Source organism: Butyricimonas sp. DFI.6.44, from assembly GCF_022132345.1.
In the GTDB taxonomy this organism is placed as follows: Bacteria; Bacteroidota; Bacteroidia; order Bacteroidales; family Marinifilaceae; genus Butyricimonas; species Butyricimonas muris.
Map to the genome: position 1 here is coordinate 138,528 of NZ_JAKNJD010000002.1, position 17,374 is coordinate 155,901.

17 protein-coding genes and 2 tRNA genes are annotated in these 17,374 nt (G+C 45.0%); 5 read left to right on the top strand and 14 right to left on the bottom strand.

Features of this window, described 5'->3' with window-relative positions:
- Positions 1-116 precede the first annotated feature (116 nt).
- Positions 117-812 carry an SIR2 family NAD-dependent protein deacylase gene (locus tag L0M98_RS03920; protein WP_099291934.1) on the bottom strand — a complete coding sequence of 232 codons (696 nt, stop codon included), beginning with the start codon at positions 810-812 and terminating at the stop codon, positions 117-119.
- Positions 813-945: 133 nt separating this feature from the next.
- Here L0M98_RS03920 and L0M98_RS03925 point away from each other — a divergent pair, with 133 nt between their 5' ends.
- The gene (locus L0M98_RS03925; protein WP_099291935.1) at positions 946-1,734 is read left to right on the top strand and encodes a C40 family peptidase; all 789 of its coding nucleotides are present in this window, start codon (positions 946-948) and stop codon (positions 1,732-1,734) included.
- 40 nt (positions 1,735-1,774) lie between these two features.
- Here the strand turns inward: L0M98_RS03925 and hcp are convergent, their stop codons facing one another.
- Positions 1,775-3,418, bottom strand: a complete 1,644-nt coding sequence (gene hcp, locus L0M98_RS03930) for a hydroxylamine reductase (protein WP_227215276.1) — start codon at positions 3,416-3,418, stop codon at positions 1,775-1,777.
- Positions 3,419-3,639: 221 nt separating this feature from the next.
- Between hcp and L0M98_RS03935 the strand changes: the two genes are divergently transcribed.
- From L0M98_RS03935 to L0M98_RS03945, 3 genes are all read left to right on the top strand, one after another.
- Positions 3,640-4,308 (top strand): Crp/Fnr family transcriptional regulator, encoded by a 669-nt coding sequence (locus tag L0M98_RS03935; protein ID WP_099291936.1) that lies wholly within the window; start codon positions 3,640-3,642, stop codon positions 4,306-4,308.
- 116 nt (positions 4,309-4,424) lie between these two features.
- Positions 4,425-5,459, top strand: coding sequence for an AI-2E family transporter (locus tag L0M98_RS03940; protein WP_227215015.1), 1,035 nt, complete (start codon positions 4,425-4,427; stop codon positions 5,457-5,459).
- A 202-nt stretch (positions 5,460-5,661) separates the two neighbouring features.
- A complete protein-coding gene (locus L0M98_RS03945; protein ID WP_099291938.1) occupies positions 5,662-5,859 on the top strand; it encodes a hypothetical protein in 198 nt (65 codons plus the stop codon).
- Between the two features lie 130 nt (positions 5,860-5,989).
- Here the strand turns inward: L0M98_RS03945 and L0M98_RS03950 are convergent.
- The 12 genes from L0M98_RS03950 to L0M98_RS04005 all read right to left on the bottom strand — a co-directional run bounded on the left by L0M98_RS03950 (position 5,990) and on the right by L0M98_RS04005 (position 15,973).
- A tRNA-Gly gene (locus tag L0M98_RS03950) sits at positions 5,990-6,062 on the bottom strand.
- 5 nt (positions 6,063-6,067) lie between these two features.
- Positions 6,068-6,149, bottom strand: a tRNA-Tyr gene (locus tag L0M98_RS03955).
- Positions 6,150-6,253: 104 nt separating this feature from the next.
- Positions 6,254-7,411 carry a hypothetical protein gene (locus L0M98_RS03960; RefSeq protein ID WP_227215017.1) on the bottom strand — a complete coding sequence of 386 codons (1,158 nt, stop codon included), beginning with the start codon at positions 7,409-7,411 and terminating at the stop codon, positions 6,254-6,256.
- Positions 7,408-8,091, bottom strand: coding sequence for an ABC transporter ATP-binding protein (locus L0M98_RS03965; protein WP_099291941.1), 684 nt, complete (start codon positions 8,089-8,091; stop codon positions 7,408-7,410). The genes L0M98_RS03960 and L0M98_RS03965 overlap by 4 nt, the downstream gene beginning before the upstream one ends.
- A 111-nt stretch (positions 8,092-8,202) precedes the next feature.
- Positions 8,203-9,435 carry an ABC transporter permease gene (locus L0M98_RS03970; protein ID WP_227215019.1) on the bottom strand — a complete coding sequence of 411 codons (1,233 nt, stop codon included), beginning with the start codon at positions 9,433-9,435 and terminating at the stop codon, positions 8,203-8,205.
- Positions 9,432-10,646 carry an ABC transporter permease gene (locus L0M98_RS03975; protein ID WP_227215022.1) on the bottom strand — a complete coding sequence of 405 codons (1,215 nt, stop codon included), beginning with the start codon at positions 10,644-10,646 and terminating at the stop codon, positions 9,432-9,434. The genes L0M98_RS03970 and L0M98_RS03975 overlap by 4 nt, the downstream gene beginning before the upstream one ends.
- A gap of 1 nt (position 10,647) precedes the next feature.
- Entirely contained in the window at positions 10,648-11,400 is a 753-nt protein-coding gene (locus L0M98_RS03980) for an outer membrane lipoprotein-sorting protein (RefSeq protein ID WP_099291944.1), read from the bottom strand.
- 321 nt (positions 11,401-11,721) lie between these two features.
- The gene (locus L0M98_RS03985; protein WP_227215024.1) at positions 11,722-12,747 is read right to left on the bottom strand and encodes an MvdC/MvdD family ATP grasp protein; all 1,026 of its coding nucleotides are present in this window, start codon (positions 12,745-12,747) and stop codon (positions 11,722-11,724) included.
- Positions 12,744-13,004 (bottom strand): hypothetical protein, encoded by a 261-nt coding sequence (locus tag L0M98_RS03990; protein WP_227215026.1) that lies wholly within the window; start codon positions 13,002-13,004, stop codon positions 12,744-12,746. Before L0M98_RS03990 ends, L0M98_RS03985 begins: the two co-directional genes overlap by 4 nt.
- Before the next feature lie 47 nt (positions 13,005-13,051).
- On the bottom strand, positions 13,052-13,651 hold the full coding sequence (locus tag L0M98_RS03995; RefSeq protein WP_227215028.1) for a hypothetical protein: 600 nt from the start codon (positions 13,649-13,651) through the stop codon (positions 13,052-13,054).
- A gap of 22 nt (positions 13,652-13,673) precedes the next feature.
- Positions 13,674-14,645 (bottom strand): hypothetical protein, encoded by a 972-nt coding sequence (locus L0M98_RS04000; protein WP_227215030.1) that lies wholly within the window; start codon positions 14,643-14,645, stop codon positions 13,674-13,676.
- A gap of 29 nt (positions 14,646-14,674) precedes the next feature.
- Positions 14,675-15,973, bottom strand: coding sequence for a hypothetical protein (locus tag L0M98_RS04005; RefSeq protein ID WP_227215032.1), 1,299 nt, complete (start codon positions 15,971-15,973; stop codon positions 14,675-14,677).
- A gap of 718 nt (positions 15,974-16,691) precedes the next feature.
- On the opposite strand from L0M98_RS04005, the gene L0M98_RS04010 reads away from it, so the two are divergent.
- Positions 16,692-17,333, top strand: coding sequence for a DUF6266 family protein (locus L0M98_RS04010; protein ID WP_227215034.1), 642 nt, complete (start codon positions 16,692-16,694; stop codon positions 17,331-17,333).
- Positions 17,334-17,374: the final 41 nt, after the last annotated feature.

The following is a 17,374-nucleotide window of genomic DNA, read 5'->3' on the forward strand; positions in this document are numbered from 1 at the left end:
ATTGATTTTAGATTTATGATTTTAGATTTACGATTTGGTCAATTTCTTGATTTATGATTTTGGATTTATGATTCTTTTTTGAACGTGAATGTTTTTGTTTAATCATAAATCGTAATTCATAAATCTGAAATTGTTGCTAGTTTTTCTTTTAGGATTTTGACGCCTTCGGAGGCACCTTTCTCGATGAATTCGATTTTGCTGGTTCTGACGCTTTCGGGGACTTTCGGATCGATCAACAAGATACGGCATCCGGCGGGCGCGTAATGCAACAGGCTTGCCGCGGGGTACACGGCTAGGGAAGTCCCTATGATGACCAGAATGTCAGCTTGACGGACGAGGTCGATGGCAGGTTCTATGTTGGGAACTGCCTCCCCGAACCAAACAATGTGGGGACGGAGGATAGAACCGTCGTCGGCTTTCGTGCCGAATTTCAATTCCCAACCGTCAAGGTCATAAATCAGGTTGGGATTCCGGCTGCTTCTTACTTTCTTGAGTTCACCATGCAAGTGTAATACTTTGGTACTCCCGGCTCTTTCGTGCAAGTCGTCAATGTTTTGCGTTATGATTTGTACGTCATAGTCTTTTTCCAGATCGGCAAGCCCGTAATGTCCGTTATTCGGTTGCGCCTCGTAGAGTTGCTTCCGGCGTTCGTTATAGAAACGGTTTACTAATTCCGGATCACGTTCCCATGCTTCAGGGGTACATACATCCATAACATTGTATTCTTCCCATAACCCGTCACTGTCCCTAAAAGTACGGATTCCGCTTTCGGCACTCATGCCTGCCCCGGTTAAAATGACTAACTTCTTCATAATCAAATAGGATTTTATTTCTAAAATGCGTCAGCAAGTTAGCTAAAAAATCTTACGGATGAAAGATGTTCCGTTATGATATTTCAAAACTTTGCCCTATTTTTGCGGGATTGAAAATGGTTTTTGCATTATTATGAGTTATGGAATAGCGGATTTAAGTATTACCCCTATGCGAAGGGAACGGTCGGAGCGAAGCGAGATGGTTTCCCAGATGCTGTTCGGTGAGGTATACGAGGTGTTGGAAACAGACGAGAAGTGGCTCTACATCCGCTTGTTGCATGACAATTGTGAAGGTTGGGTGGAGAAAAAGGTATTCAGGGAAGTGGACGAGGCTTACGTGCAAAACTATAGGGCTTCCGACCAGCTGATTATGGGGGAGGTTTTCAATTTGGTCATGAAGAAAGGAGATTGGGAAAACCGTCTGATTGTAGCCGGAAGCGTACTTCCTTTTTACGATGCTTACACGAAAAGAATGTTTTTGGGGGATGAGGAGTATGTTGTGCTTGGGGGGCCGCGTGAAGTGGGCATCGAGAGTGTGCGGGATTTATTGATACAATATGCTTTGATGTATTTTAACGCGCCTTACCTTTGGGGGGGGCGGACTCCAAAGGGAATTGACTGTTCCGGTTTCGTGCAAATGGTGTATCGGCTTGCCGGAATCACTATTCCCCGGGAAGCGGAAAAACAGGTAAACGAGGGACAGACTTTATCTTTTCTGGAAGAAGCTCAACCCGGTGATCTGGCATTCTTCGGGGATACTTCCGGTTGTATTACACATGTCGGTATTCTATGGGAACAAGGAAGAATCATCCATGCTTCGGGACGGGTACGAATAGATAAAATTGATCACCATGGTATCTTTAACGAGGATATAAAAAGATACACGCATACGTTGAAAGTGGTAAAGGAATTTATAAAGTAATAGACGCCCTTAGGGCGTCTATTACTTTATAAATTCTTTCTTAGTTCTCCAAGAAAAATTTCAAGTCATCGTCTGCCGTGGTTATACCGGCGATGCCGAATTTGTCGATCAGAACCTTTGCCACGTTCGGGGAAAGGAATCCCGGGAGTGTCGGTCCGAGGTGGATATTCTTCACGCCAAGATAAAGTAGCGCCAGAAGTACGATAACAGCTTTTTGCTCGTACCACGCGATGTTGTAAACGATAGGAAGCTGGTTAACGTCTTCCACGCCGAATATTTCTTTCAATTTGAGTGCGATAACGGCGAGCGAGTAACTGTCGTTACATTGTCCGGCGTCCAATACACGGGGTATCCCGTTGATATCTCCAAGGGGAAGTTTGTTATAACGGTACTTGGCACACCCGGCGGTAAGGATTACTGTATCTTTCGGGAGTTTTTGCGCGAACTCGGTATAGTATTCACGCCCCTTCATTCTACCGTCACATCCTGCCATAACAAAGAATTTGCGGATAGCACCTGATTTTACGGCTTCTACAACCTTGTCAGCTAAAGCGAATACTTGGTTGTGGGCGAATCCGCCAATGATGCTGCCATTTTCGATTTCTTCCGGTGGCGGGCATTTCTTCGCGTGCTCTATGATCTCGCTGAAATCCTTGGGTTGTCCCGGTTTTCTCTCGATGTGTTTGAAGCCGGGGAATCCGGCTGAGCCGGTCGTGTATACCCGATCTTTGTAGTTGGCATCCGGATGCGGGGGAACGATACAGTTCGTGGTGAAAAGCATCGGACCGTTGAAGTGTTGGAATTCATATACCTGACGCCACCACGAGTTACCATAGTTCCCGGCGAAATGTTTGTATTTCTTGAAAGCGGGATAATAGTGGGCGGGAAGCATCTCGCTGTGCGTGTACACGTCAACTCCTGTGCCTTCGGTTTGTTCTAGCAATTCGTATAAATCCCTCAAGTCATGTCCGCTAATCAATATGCCCGGGTTCTTTCTGACACCGATATCCACTTTCGTGATTTCCGGGTTCCCGTACGTGTCCGTGTTTGCTTTGTCAAGTAATGCCATGGCGTCCACCCCGTTTTTACCGCATTCCAGAACCATCTGCACGAGTTGATCGGCGGAGAGCGGAATGGTCGTGGCAACCAATCCCCGGTCTATAAATTCGTATATGCCGGGATTCTCGTGACCGAGATTGTGAGCGTGCTCCGTGTAGGCTGCCATACCTTTCATGCCGTAGGTAAGCAATTCGCGTAAAGAACGGATGTCTTCGTTTTCAGTGGATAATACCCCGACGTTTCCGGCTTTTGCTTCCATTTCTTCCGGCGTGGAGGCTGTCCAGTGTGCACCTTCAAAAGTGATGTTTTCGATTTTTCCGCCTTTTGCGAGGAAGGTTTGTTTCAATTGCTCCCGCAATTCGAGTGCCGCTTTGATCTTGTCGATGAAACGTTGCTTGTCGAAATTGGCATTCGTGATTGTCATGAAAAGACCATCGAGCATGAAACGGTCGGCAGTGTGGTCCACGGCGTTTAAAGCTCGTAATTGTACCCGGTAATGGGCGATTCCTTTCAGTACAAATAACAGTAAATCCTGTAAATTAGCCACGTCGGGAGTTTTTCCACATACGCCGCGTACGGAGCATCCCGTACCTTTCGCGGTTTCTTGGCATTGATAACAAAACATTTTTTCCATAGTCTAGCGTGTTAAATGAATATTATTTTTCTCTTGTTTATCGCGAATGTAAGGGTGCGAGGAAACAATAATTGTAATATAAATTACAAACCGAGTTTAAATTTCAATAATTTGTACGGTGAATTCGTGTAAAGGTTAAAAAAGAGGACGGGTAAAAATGGAATGCCGGGGATAAAGTACTACATTCGCGAGAGTATCAAAAGTTTACAGGTATGGCATTAGTTCGTTTTTTTGATTGTCCGCTATGTGTCGGTATCCCGGAGAATGAACGGGAACGCTTTTTAGAGGGGTTTGATTACACGGTCAAAAATTACGGTCGGGACGAGGTCGTGTTCCGGCAGGGGGAAGCTTGCCGTTTTCTGTATATTCTGTTGGAAGGGGAAGTAAAGGCGGAGATGACCGACGATTCGGGAGCTATGTTGCGTATTGAAACGATACGGGCGCCGCGGGCTCTTGCTCCCGCGTTCCTTTTCGCCGGAGACAACCATTTCCCGGTGACGGCAACGGTGGCGGAAGCAACCGAGGTTTTTATCGCCACGAAAGAATCGGTATTCCGACAGTTGGCGCGTTACGAAGTCTTCATGCGGAACTTTCTTTCCGTCAACTCCAACCGGACAACATTCTTGACGGGACGATTGCAATTCCTTTCTTTCAAAACGATTCGGGGAAAATTAATCCATTATATACTGGAGCTGGCTTCTGCCGGGAACGAGAACGTCGTGTTGGATAAATCGCAACAAGAACTGGCAGAGTATTTCGGGGTTACCCGTCCCGCGTTGGCAAAGGTATTGTACGAGTTGGCGGATGAGGGATTAATTGTCGTGAATCGCCGGGAGATAGCCATTCTCGACCGACAAGCTTTGCGCCGGGCAATGATGTAATAATTTCAGCAGTTTAATAATAACATTTTTATTCTTTATTTCGTTAAAAAACGGTGTAGGCGGACAGTAGGATTCATCTGTTTGCTGACGATTTGATTAACTGTAAATAAAGTAATATGAGCTTGAAAGAACAATATTGGAGATATTCCCTCGTGATCATTATTCTGTTGTTGGGGACGATTATATTTTTTGAGGCGTTACCGTTTATCAGCGGTATACTGGGAGCGATGACTATTTATATCTTGTTACGCGGTCAGATGTTATACCTAACAGTAAAAAAACGTATGCGTCGGAGTTGGATGGCGGTGCTCTTGCTTATGGAAACCATTCTTTGCTTCCTCGTGCCTTTGTCTTTGGTGGTTTGGGTATTCGTGAACAAGTTGCAGGCAATCAATCTCGATCCCCATAGTCTGATCGCACCTGTCGAACACGTGGCGGATCTTATCGAACAACGTGTCGGGTATGACGTGATGAGTAAGGAAAACGTGGATTCTTTACTCGCGATGTTGCCCAAGATAGGGCAAATGTTAATGGGGAGTATCAGTAGTTTCGCCATGAATGTAATCGTGCTTCTTTTCGTGCTTTATTTTATGCTGATCGGGGGAACCCGAATGGAAGAGTACGTGAGTGATATTCTGCCTTTTAATAAACGGAATAAACGGAATATTCTGCACGAGTTCAACATGATCGTGAAGTCCAATGCCATTGGTATTCCGTTGTTGGCTTTGATACAAGGGATAGTCGCAATGATCGGGTATTTTATTTTCGGGGTGCCGAACCCTTTTCTTTGGGGATTCCTTTCTTGTTTTGCCACGATTATCCCGATCGTGGGGACTGCATTAATATGGATACCGCTGGCTCTGTTTCTCGGGCTTTCGGGACACTGGGGTGCCGCTATCGGTTTGACAATTTATGCGGTTGTCGTGATTGCCAACGTGGATAATCTCGTGCGTTTTATGCTGCAAAAGAAAATGGCGGACACGCATCCTTTGATCACGATCTTCGGTGTGATTATCGGGCTTTCGTTATTCGGTTTTATGGGTGTGATTTTCGGTCCCCTCTTGTTGGCTATTTTCGCTTTCTGCGTGAATATATTTAAAGAAGAGTATTTGGGGGGTGATTCACGTTATATTCATAAAATCAAGGAATAGAATTTGTTTTATTCAAATATTGTATTATCTTTGATACGATTTAGAGTTTTGAATCATTATTGTTTCAGTCCTTCTTTTTATTATTATAAAGTAGCGCTCACCTTTAATTGTCCTCTTTCTCTAATCCGTGGTTTTAGACCAAGTACAAATAAAAATCTGTACTTGATGAAGGTAATGTATTTTAATATATAAAATTCAAGAAATGAAAAGTGATAACGTGCGTCCCGAGAAATATCAATCTATGCAGTCAGTAGATAACGTACTTAAAGAGTACAAGAAAAAAGTCGGAGAGGTAGTTCACGTGACAATCAGTGCACGAACAACCTTTGAATTTCCTGCCGATATGCCTCAAGAAGAAAGAGATATTCGTATAGAGAATTATAAAAAAAGACATCCGTGAATATTATATTTCAGGAGGCATTACACTATCCTGAATTCGGTTTAAACCTTGGTTTAAATAAATGCTCAAAACTTCATGAAAACCGTTTAAAAGCAAAAAGCACTTACTTTTGTAAGTGCTTTAAAATGAGAGCGGAAAACGGGACTCAAACCCGCGACCCCCAGCTTGGAAGGCTAGTGCTCTATCGACTGAGCTATTTCCGCGAATGTGGGGAGAGCAGGATTCGAACCTACGAAGACGATGTCAGCTGAGTTACAGTCAGCCCCAGTTGGCCACTTTGGTATCTCCCCTTTGTTCAAAGAACATTTGTTTCGGCTGCAAATATACAGCTTTTTGGTTTTGACGCAATAGTTAGAGTTATTTTTTTTGTAGTTTTTAGCGATAAATCTTGGGGTTAGAATGAAAACTTTAGGCGGGCGAAACCGAACCACGCTCTCACGTCGATGGGGATAGTGTCGCCTACTGTGGTGAAATACTGTGAGATAATGGAGAAATCGAGGTTGTTCCACAGGGAATAATCCATGATAAACCCGGCAAAACAAGTTTCCAGTCCGGACATGTACATCCCCGACAGGGATAGTGACAATCGGTCGGTCGGGGGATAGAAGACCATCGCGACGGCGTTCCAATCGTTCATGGCGGTCATGATGTTTGCCGACGAGGGATTGAGTACGAATTTGAGGATATTCTTCAACGAGAAAATACTCTCTTTATTATTGTACATCACTTCTCCTTGTAACATGATTTTATTGGAAAACAGGTAATCGGCACCGAAGGAAGCCTCGATGATACCGCTCGATTTACCGAAGTTGTCCAGTGGTTGGCGATAAGCGAATTCCCCGCGCAGGTTCACGCCTCTGATATCTCCGGTCATGGCCCCGCCGATGACAAAGTCGTCTTCCGATTGAATCCCTGCCATGACTTGGAAGTCGAAGTTTTTGATCGTACCGTGGTGTAAAAAGGCGGCGGTAACCTTTTTCGAGTTGTCGAGAGAAACAACGACTTCGCTGAAAGAAGTTTCGTCGTGATAATACGTTCCCCGGAACGCGTCGCAACCGGGACGCTCGATGTAGTCGAAGTCGAAGAACGAGTAACTGTTGAAGAAGTCATTCGCGTTCCACACGAAAGTTTGTCCCCAGTTTACCCGTTGCCTGCCCAGTTTCAGGCACCATCTCCCTTTCTCAAAAGTGAAATAGAGGCGGTCGCAGGTCAGGTTCAACAGGGCATTCTTTTCGTCCATGATGTTCCACGATAAATCCATGTAGCCATTGTCCGTTTCCATTCTTTTGGCGTACCCGGGAATGTCGAGAAAGTCGCCGCTAAACAATCGGTTTCGTATTCCTGCGTCGATTCTCCAACACTCCCCGGGTTGCCAACCGAATGTCAGGCGGTTGTGCACGATGTTTTGCCAGTACCATGAATCGTCCAGATTCTCGGTGAACATGGAAAACATTTCGTTCACGTAGCCCGAGAATTCGGGTTTTTGAACCTCTTGCGAGAAGAGGTTCTTTGACAAAATGATAACACAAAAAAGAACAATATATTTTTTCATTTCACGATGTCGTTTATGATTTTACCGTCTTCAAGGGTAATGATTCGCCTTGCTTTTGCCATGATTCGAGGGTCATGCGTGGAGAACACGAACGTGATATTCTCCTTCTCGTTCAGCTTTTCCATCATGTCCAGAAGATTCTCCGCGGATTTACTATCCAAGTTTGCTGTCGGTTCGTCGGCGAGGATGAATTTGGGTTTTGATGCCAGCGCGCGGGCTACTGCCACGCGTTGCTGTTGTCCCCCGGAAAGCTTGGAGGGGCGGCTGTTGACGCGATCTCCCAAACCGACGGATTCCAGCAATTCTTGGGCACGCTCGTCCCGTTCGCTTTTTTTGCGTCCTTGCAATTCCATGACGAACGCGACGTTTTCCTTGGCGCTCAATACGGGGATAAGATTGAAAGACTGGAATACAAACCCGATATTATGTAAACGGAAATCGACCATTTCTTTGGGTTTCAATAGCGAGATATCCTGCCCGTCGATATATAAGTTGCCGGAGGTCGGCGTGTCCAGTCCCCCGATTAGGTTCAACAAGGTGGTCTTCCCGGAACCCGAAGGTCCCACGATGGCCGTGAATTCTCCCTCGGAGATACTGATATTGACATCATCGACAGCGTGTACTTCAGACATTTCGTCTTTGTAAGTCTTGTATAAGTTTTTAGTTTCTATAATTGGCATGACACATTAATTTTAGATTTTAAATTTTAGATTTTAAATTTTAAATTTCTCCCCACTTGCCAACGCTTCATTCTACATTCTTGATTTCTATTACCGTCTTTCAAGCTCTCTTTAACTCTTTGTAGCTTCCCATGAATTGATCTTCAGCGCTTTTCGGGCGGGGTAGATCGCTGACACGATGCCCGTGATAACCACGAGTATAACGATTTCCATGAAGGCTTTAGGGAATAAGAACGGGTAGACGACCGAACTGAACCCGAATCGTTCGTAATTCGCGTTGAGCATGAACCCGAGATCTATGCCATGTTGCCCCGTGTACCCGATTACCCAGAGTGCCAGCAGGATACCGGCGGCACTCCCCACGACGGTGAGGCATAGTGTCTCGAACATCACCATTTTGAATATGTTTCGTTTGTTCATCCCGATGCAGGCGAGTACCCCCAGTTCTTTCGTCCGTTCCAGTACAGCCATGAGCATCGTGTTCACGATACCGAACGAGAGGGCTATCAGGAATATCGACAGAATGATCACGTTGATCAGGTCTGTCCACGCGTACATCAGCCCGAGGGCGGGTTGGAGTTTGTTCCATCCTTGCACGTCCATGTCCGGGAGCGCGGCAGTCACGGCTTCCGTGACCTTTTTCCCCTCGTCAACACTGGCGGCGAGTATCGCGACCTCGTGGGCGGCGCCTTCCGGCAGACCGGTGTAGGGGAGGATGTCGCTTTTCCTGACAAAGATCGTGGATTCGTCGAACATGCTGTTATTTGTTTTGAATATTCCGCCCACGCGGAACGCCATGCTTTGCATATCACCGTTCACGTCTTGAATGGAAAGTACTACTTTTGACCGCAAGCGCGCTTTCAGTTTCTTGGCTACCCGTTGGCTGATGACTACGGGTAATTTGCCGCTTTTCAGAAATGTCCCCAGCGAATCGGGGATATACTGGTGGAGCGTGGTGGTTGCTTTCTCTTCCGCCGGGTCGATAGCGTGCACGAAAGCCCCCACGGTATTCGAGGCGGAGGCAAGCACCCCGTACAGTTTCAAGCGATACGTGACGCTTTCCAATCCCGTCACGGAATCTATTATCGGTTTCACCCTATCCCGCGTGAAGTACGAGTTGATGTCGTAATTGTAGCTAAATTCCGGCGTGTGTATCTGCGTGTGCGATAGTTGATTGCATATTTCTGTCTCGATTGTTGCCCGTCCCCAACCCGTGACGAATGCTATGGTGAAGGTTCCCGCGAACAACCCGATAGCTATCGCGCTAAGGATAAGTATACTGCGGAATTTATTGCGCCAGATGTTTTTCCATGACAGGCGCACGAGCATTAAAGTTATTTTCATGGGCGTATGGCTTTATTGACTTTTAAACGGAGTATTTTACTGATGGGGTAAATGCTTGTCAGGCACGTGATAAACAAGATCACTAGGGCTTGATTCACGTAAATATACGTGCTTGTCGCCGTGGGTATCACGGGCTCCATGCCGTAACCGAGGGCGATTTCCGCCAGTTCTCCCGTGAGCTGTATCGGGTAATAGCTGAAATAATACGTGATAGGAATGCTCACCGCGATAGCCAGACACGCGCCCAGCAGCGTCATGAAAAACAGTTCAAGGCATACCACGTTTGACAGGATTTGCCGTTTCATTCCCAGTGCCACGACCACCCCGAACTCGTGCCGGCGTTCGTTCGTCATCATGATCACCGTCCCGAGGATGCCGAAGCCCACGATCACGTATAGGATAAACATAATGATTTTCGAGAATACTTTGTTCGCTCTCGACTGTGTCAGCAGGCTCTCCATTGATTCCTGCCAGCGCATCACGTCGTACGGCGCGCCCGCCACCCGCTCCTGCACGGCGGCAAAGGCTTCCTCTTGGTTCTCGTCCTCGTCAATGGAGATGAGCATCCCGCTGTACCCGTCCGGCATATTGATGTACGCGTGGGCGGCGGGCAATGTCATGTAGAGGAATCCTTTGTCCATTTCCGGGATAATGATCGACACGATCCCGCGTACCGGGAACAACCCGATAGCGTTCGTCCCGTGGTATCCCTGTCCCATGAGGGCTACCGTGTCGCCGACTTCCACTTGCAGGTATTCGCTCAACCCCTTGCCGAGCAGTATCCCGTCGTCGTCTTGCCGGAGGTATTTCCCTTGCGTCACTCGTTGTGACAACGACGATTTGAGTTCTTCCTGTGCGGGATCGATGCCCACGATACCGACGCCTTTCGTGGTTTTGTCCGAGGAAATCATGGCGAACGTTTCTACCCGGGGCGATACGTTCGTGATGTGGGGGAGGGTGCGGAGTTGTTCGATCATGGCGGCATCCATGGTCATGTAATTGTCGATACTCTTCTCTTCCCAGTATCCCTGCCGGTGAATTTCGATGTGTCCGACTTGCGTGCGCAACAAGTTATCCATTAACTTGTTCCAGCTGCCATCGGACAAGGATATTGTCAAAATGCTGAATAACACGGCGGAAAACACGGATGCCACCGTGATTCCCGTTCTGCGGGAATTACGCCATATATTTCGCCAAGCGAGTTTTATCATGTTACCGGAGTTTTTTCATGTTTTGTTGGGAAAAGAAACTATCACTCATGGGCTTGTCGAACTCGTTCTTGTGCACGGTCAGAACGGTCTTCTGGTTCGGCTTGTCAGCCGGGATAACTTCCAGTCGGGTGGGAATTTTCCGTCCCTGTATTTCTTTGATGTCATGACCGTTGTACGTGTTGATCAGCACGCCGTCCTCGTCGTAAAATTCGGATTTGACCTCGATAAAGTCTTTCTTGGTAATCCACACCACGATTTTGCCCCACACCACGGCGGCGTCTTCCTTGGGAACCAGCGTCAGTTTGTAGCACTCGTGTCCTCTCACTTCTTCCGTTCCGTTTAGTTCGTGCGTGTAGTCTTCTATCTTGGACGAGTGTTTCGTCATATCGTCGTTCGTGAAATCGCTTCCCATCCACGATTGTCCCATAACGGACGAGGACATTTTTACCATCCGGTCGATGCTCGGCATCCAGTTCCACAAGTCTTTTTCTCTTTTCAAGAACGCTTGTCCTTTGTCCTTCGCTGGTGAGGTGATGAGGATGAGTGAATATTTCTCTCCTTTCGTCCAGTTTTTTATACCGACTTCCCTTGTCCACGTCGGGCGTACGATTGTCATGGTGACTTCCGAGTAAAGAGTTTCTCCTTGTTTGTTACTCGTCACTTTCTCCATGATTTCCTTCGCGGTGAGTTCTTGTGCGTGCAGGCTTCCGCCGAATAGCAACACGCAACAGGTAATGATTAATCTTCTAGTCATCTTGCTGTTATTAGTTTAGTTATATTTCGTCTTTCTCGTCTATAACGAACGAGGTCTTAAAATAGGGTACTTCATTTGCGTTATTTTTTGAAGTCTTATTTACGACAGGAAAAATTAGAAAACGGGTGACAAGATTTAATTGAAAATTGAAAGTTGAAAATGGGGAAGAGTGTTTCCGGGAGCTTGTTTATAGTAAAGTTACACGGGTGAATTCCCGCTCCTCCGGCACTGTTCCGGCGGTGATAACCTGATCATCTACTGGTCACGAGTTGGTCACGACTTGCTATACCAGTAGATGATAAGGTCGTGTTGAACTCGTGGTCAATAGATGTCCGCCGGAATAGCGTGGGAAGAGGTGGGGTATACCGTTCCCTTTATTAGGCAATTGGCGATAGCTTCGGAAATTTTCATTCCAGTTTGTCGCTCTATCCATAACCACTGGCCGTTGGGGTTGCATTCGAGAAAAACGAACTCTCCGGTTGGCGTGACGATGAAATCAAAGCATCCGAAATGGAGGTGCATCCGTTTTAAAAATTCACGACAGAAATTAATTACGTGTGTCGGTAGTTCATATTTCTCGTGTTTTAAACCGTGGTCATAACCTTGTCGCCAGTCTATTTTCCCTTTGTCGTCTTCCATTGCTTGTGAATCTATTTTGCATGCGAACACGGTGTTGCCGACAACGGTGACACGGAGTTCGAATTGTTTTTCAATATAATTCTGGACGAAACTGACGGTCTGGTAAAACGACTCATCCGGGTTCGTGTCGAGGAGAGTCGATTTTATTTTTTGGGCGTAGAAGACGTACTCGTGCTCATCTCCGAGCCAGAGATTATCACTCTCGATAGATTTTAACACGATGTATTCATGTTTGCGGGCGAAAGTGACAATATCCGCTTTCCGGTTGGAAAAGCACGTGGCGGGTATTTGCATGTCTAGTTCTTGGGCTATTTTTAGTTGTAACATTTTGGAAGCGGCACTTCTGTCGTACAAATGATTGCCTATCGAAAATTTGTCCGAAATGTAGTAGAGCAAGAAGGATAGAAAGCCTCCGGCTTCTTCCAAGTTGTGCTTGTTGATTTCCTGTCCGTTATCGTACGGTAATTCCGAGGGGAGAACGGGACGACGTTCCCATACGGAGGAAACGTCGTGCCCGTGTAATTCCAATCCGGTCCGGATGTTTTTGATGTAAAAATCCAGACTTTTAGTGCTACCTTGCCAGCAGAATTCATAATCGGTGAGTAATGCTTCCGTGTTAAGACGGAAGAGCGGAATTTTCCGATTGTTCAAGTATTCGATGACTGGCGTCGGGTGCACATCTTCTTTGTTTGTTATGATGAGAATCATTTCACGGATTTGCTGTCGTCGATGGCATTTTTTTTGTCAGAACAAGTACTGGTACCTCCACTAGGTACTCGTTTTCTGGTTAATTCGCTTTTCAAGCAACGGGTGCCAACGGTACGGGCGTTATACTCCGTGATTTGTCGTTTTTCATCGTAGATGATTTTCGGGTCTTCAATTTCTTCAATTTTTGAAAAAGGCGTGTAGTTGATTAACAAAGGCATGATGTTGTTGCCCGCTGTGTTTCTCGTGTAAAGGTTCATGATTTTAAATTTTAAGGTAAAACATGTTATTTATAGCTATAGATGATTTATTTGTCTAGTAAATCGAGGATGTAACCGAATAGTGGGAAGCAGAGAACTGCCGTTATGGCTAGAATGTAAAATTTGTATTTTCCCCAGAATCTATTTCTCCTGAATACTTTCAGTTGTTGCTGGTAGCGGGGAAGGTTTAGGTCCGTTGGAGAATAAGTTTCGAGTGTGATTAAAGCATGCTCGTATTTTGCCAAAATGGTATCCGCATAGCGGTTGTAAAGACTTTCTTCTGCTTCCTCTCCATTTACACACATTTTCCACGAGTTGGCTTTTAGCAAGTAGGTCAAATCGTTTAGAACGCGAATTAGTGCCGGGTTGTCTTCCGGGATTTCGATTTGTTCGATTTGTTCAATTTTCTGTGTGATTTCTTTGGAAAGTTTGGTTAAACGTATTTCTAGTTGTCTTTGCTCTCGTTCCTCTTGTTCCAGTTCTAATTTTTGTTTATGCAATTTGAGTTCTTCTTTCGCGGCTTCTCTCTTGCTTGTGTCGCCTGCTCTCCGGTAAACGATAGCGTGTTTGTCTTTGTACAGGGCGTTGGATACGGCTCTACCCGTGTCGCGGCCTAACTGGTTGAAAAATGATTTGCTGAATCCCATGGTATTCGATTTTTTTTGAATGTTATTCAATATCGGTAATTTCAAATCCTAACTCGCGGGCTTTCTCTATAAAACGCCCGATGTTGTCGACTCTCCACTGCTTGCATGTGGCGATAATCCCGTCAGCAAGTTTGAGTTGCTGGTCGTCTTTGATGTAATAGTACACGTTGCCTTTCTTCAAGGCGTAGTCGATCGGTTTGAACACACCGAAAGATGGGGTGCCTTGTATCGTGTAGGGGAATATGTCTTGTAGTTTGCTCGTCGTAAGTGGTATGGGGTGTCGGCTGATGTATTCTTTAACCACGGAATGCACGAGTTTCGATTTGTTGTATATGTTTCCGTTGAAACGGTATTTCGTGTAATCTTTACCGTCAGACTTTTCCTTTATATAAGAATCCGCTAGTACGAAAATCTCGCTCGTGATGCTATTCTTGAACCTGTTTAAGGTAATCGCGTGGATGGGGATGTTTTTCAGTTTTTCCTGTTTTTCCGGAAGGTATTTTTCTCCCGGAAGCAAGGATAATAAATTATCTTTTATTCCTTTCGGCAGTGGTAATTCGTTTTCTATGTTCGCATCGAGTTTAGAGCCCACGAGAACCCCGATGAATTTTATTTGTGAGTTTTCGAGGTCATCTGTTATGACATCGATGTTTCTTAATCCTTCTATAATTTGCTCCTTCTCGCAAAGATAATCGCATAATTGGCGCAATGCTTTATAATCGATTATGTGTTTTTTCAGTTCCACGATACCGAACGTGCGTTTGTCGTATTGTATAAGGATGTCAATTCTGCCGTTCCCGGATGCTTTGCAATTTTTCAAGCTAATCTCGCAATCTATGACTTTGGGAAAATCGAGGGTCTTGTTTTCCATGAAGCCCAAGATGCAGGGATTATCCATCAAATAGGCTTCCATGCCTAATTCCGAGGGAAACGGGTATGCCTCCAGTAAAATATTGTTGACTACAGCCTGCTTGAACATGTTCACGTTTGCCATGTTGTAAACGAGTATTTTGTGTTGTAAATTTAGTTGAGTTTCACGAGTGAGGTTATGTTGGTGCCGTAATTGAATGTCAGCGGGTAGATTGTGATTTGCAGGTCGTCGCTAACTTCTCCCATTACGGTTGCCCCGTCCGAGTAGCGTATTCCCGAGAATGTTATTGATCCGGTTGATGTTGATCCGGTGACGTTTACCGGTTTTATTTCAAACCCGCATGCAAGTATATCTAGTGTTTTCAACTCGAGAGAACGCAAATCAATGCAATATATTATATCGTTATTTATAGAGAACAATGCATCGTTCGTGATCCATGTGTTAATTATCTTGGAGTTGTGCAAATCTTCGTCCATGTTAAAGTCTGGTATTTCCATTGTGTGTCGGTTAAAAATGCCTGTGACGGGATCGAATTCTATTAACTCTTCTTTTGTTGAGAATAGCATGGTGTTTTTAGCTGGATTCTTATAAAAATCGACACAATGATAAGTGGAATTAGGACATCTGATTGAACCTACCTTTTCTGCATGTAGTTCATTATCTCCTATTTCTTCGATTCTGTACACGTTGATGTCGTATATATTGTTATAAGGATTCCAAAAATTGACGACGTGTAATTGACCGTCGGGGGCAACAAAAGTACTTCGGCCTCTAAAGATACTACCATCGCCATCATCGGAAATTAGTGTTTTGATGTTGTGTATGGAACCACCTTTGCATTTGAATTTCATTTCATTATTGATAATCCCATCGGTATTGCAACTAAAAGCACATGTACCTTTTGCACTGACATTGAAACTTTCGATTGTTTGTTTGTCGGGTGTGTAGTCTTCCATGGTGAGATTTCCGGGATGTGATGTGTTTACTTTGAACACTTTGTTGGCAGCGGAAAAGTAGATATCGTTATTTTCGTCGGTGCAGAAACGATACATGATATTGAAATATACTCCGTATTTGTCATGGTCCACGGGAAGGGCCCATAGTAATTCCGTTTGTTTATCGACGAATAAGTAGCTGTATTGTTTGTAGCTTGCCCCCGTGATATAAAAGTCTCCCTCGAATAGTAAGTAGTTATTGTTGGCAGGGCGAATGCGAGATATGAACATGTCAACGCTGTCGCCATGTTCGTTGATGAAGCGTATGGGATTGATGTTGCCTCGGGCATCCATGGAAACGTAACCGGTGTAGTCGTTTCCCGCACGAGAAGTTGCTTGTTGCGCGTAGATTAATTGGGCATTCTTGACTGTTGCTTTCTCGATTTTGTAAGAGGTATCGTTTTTACCACAACCAAATATTATGGTAGCAAGTAAAAAAAATAGTGATTTTTTCATACCTGTAATTTTATTTTCCTCGATACCCCGGAAGGAAATTATATTTGTAGAAAACGTGGGTATCGTAAACTTGCTTTAGTTGACGGGCTCTAGCAAAGCCTAAAGGTAAAACAAGCAACAATCCCACGTTATATACTTATGCAAAATTGCACGTACATACATACGCAAGAGCATTAACTCGTTCTCCCTTGTTAAATTTGCTAGATTCGTCAACGAGAACAAGTTTAAACGCTTTCCGTTTAAACAATATGTTTGCCCAATCTTTCGATTCGGCAATGCAAATATAAATAATTTTTAAACATGAAGCGTTTTACTCTTGAAAGAGATTGTTGCCGGACGCAAATATAAATCTTTAATGTTATAATATTGCTATTTTATTTTCAGTATGTTATGGCTATTCTTGTGGTGATGTTTTTTTAGTGTTGTTTGTGTCAACTTGCAGGGAATATGTGTTAAGAATAAAAGAAGGTGGGGTAAGAAGTATTTAACAATTGATTCGTGATATGGTAGGTACTTTTCCACGGATTTGAGTTTGATATAATTGCTAATATTAAATTTTATATTTGTTAAGATTGGTAATTTGGGAGGTTATTTGTGTTAAAATGATGTTAATATTTTTGTTCTGTTTATATTTTTTTAGAAAAAAGTCGTGGCTCTCTATATAGTCCGGCTAAGTGAGTTAGCGGATAAATTTATGTTAAATAAAAATTAAAAAATTATGGCCAAGGTATATCTTGACTATTTAGGAGCCCTAATTGGTTCCGTCGGTAAGGTATCGTATTACATGCGATACAGTGATAATATCGCTCGTCGCAAAGGCGAGGAACGAAAAGTTTCTAACGCGCCTGCTCTCGTGGAGCAACGGCAGAAGTTCGGGATGCTTGCGCATCTATCGACGGTGTTACAACCGGCGATAGAGCTCGGGTTCCCGCAGCGTAAGCGGGGGCAGTCGGCGAGAAACGCGTTTCACCAGTTGAACAAGGACGTGTGCACGGTGGAGGGGGAGATGGTTGTGGTGGATTATGAAAATCTGCTGTGCTCGAACGGGTCGTTGGTTCCGCCGGATGTGACGGTTTCTTTCGATGCCGTGGCGGGGAAGTTTTCCTTCGTGCAAGAACAGATGGAGGAGGAGGAGATGGGTTGTAATGCCGATGATGCGGTACGAGCCGTGTTGTTGGAGTGCGAGAAGGGATTCTGTCGGTTGGTGCGACTTCGCAAACGAGGAGAGGGAGGTTCTACTTCTGTGGCTTTGCCGAAGAATTGGAACGGGGATAACGTGGTGGTGTATTGTTTCGCGGTTAGTGCCGACGGGAAGAAGGCTTCGACATCTCTGTATTTGACGGTTGAGGCGGGGAGTTAATGGTTGCCGGGGGGAGGGACTTTCGGGTTTCTCCCCCGGCT

Excerpts from the sequence above, each read along its gene's own strand:
- L0M98_RS03920 (WP_099291934.1), bottom strand. The coding sequence starts at position 812 with ATGAAGAAGTTAGTCATTTTAACCGGGGCAGGCATGAGTGCCGAAAGC.
- L0M98_RS03925 (WP_099291935.1), top strand. The coding sequence starts at position 946 with ATGAGTTATGGAATAGCGGATTTAAGTATTACCCCTATGCGAAGGGAA.
- hcp (WP_227215276.1), bottom strand. The coding sequence starts at position 3,418 with ATGTTTTGTTATCAATGCCAAGAAACCGCGAAAGGTACGGGATGCTCC.
- L0M98_RS03935 (WP_099291936.1), top strand. The coding sequence starts at position 3,640 with ATGGCATTAGTTCGTTTTTTTGATTGTCCGCTATGTGTCGGTATCCCG.
- L0M98_RS03940 (WP_227215015.1), top strand. The coding sequence starts at position 4,425 with ATGAGCTTGAAAGAACAATATTGGAGATATTCCCTCGTGATCATTATT.
- L0M98_RS03945 (WP_099291938.1), top strand. The coding sequence starts at position 5,662 with ATGAAAAGTGATAACGTGCGTCCCGAGAAATATCAATCTATGCAGTCA.
- L0M98_RS03960 (WP_227215017.1), bottom strand. The coding sequence starts at position 7,411 with ATGAAAAAATATATTGTTCTTTTTTGTGTTATCATTTTGTCAAAGAAC.
- L0M98_RS03965 (WP_099291941.1), bottom strand. The coding sequence starts at position 8,091 with ATGCCAATTATAGAAACTAAAAACTTATACAAGACTTACAAAGACGAA.
- L0M98_RS03970 (WP_227215019.1), bottom strand. The coding sequence starts at position 9,435 with ATGAAAATAACTTTAATGCTCGTGCGCCTGTCATGGAAAAACATCTGG.
- L0M98_RS03975 (WP_227215022.1), bottom strand. The coding sequence starts at position 10,646 with ATGATAAAACTCGCTTGGCGAAATATATGGCGTAATTCCCGCAGAACG.
- L0M98_RS03980 (WP_099291944.1), bottom strand. The coding sequence starts at position 11,400 with ATGACTAGAAGATTAATCATTACCTGTTGCGTGTTGCTATTCGGCGGA.
- L0M98_RS03985 (WP_227215024.1), bottom strand. The coding sequence starts at position 12,747 with ATGATTCTCATCATAACAAACAAAGAAGATGTGCACCCGACGCCAGTC.
- L0M98_RS03990 (WP_227215026.1), bottom strand. The coding sequence starts at position 13,004 with ATGAACCTTTACACGAGAAACACAGCGGGCAACAACATCATGCCTTTG.
- L0M98_RS03995 (WP_227215028.1), bottom strand. The coding sequence starts at position 13,651 with ATGGGATTCAGCAAATCATTTTTCAACCAGTTAGGCCGCGACACGGGT.
- L0M98_RS04000 (WP_227215030.1), bottom strand. The coding sequence starts at position 14,645 with ATGGCAAACGTGAACATGTTCAAGCAGGCTGTAGTCAACAATATTTTA.
- L0M98_RS04005 (WP_227215032.1), bottom strand. The coding sequence starts at position 15,973 with ATGAAAAAATCACTATTTTTTTTACTTGCTACCATAATATTTGGTTGT.
- L0M98_RS04010 (WP_227215034.1), top strand. The coding sequence starts at position 16,692 with ATGGCCAAGGTATATCTTGACTATTTAGGAGCCCTAATTGGTTCCGTC.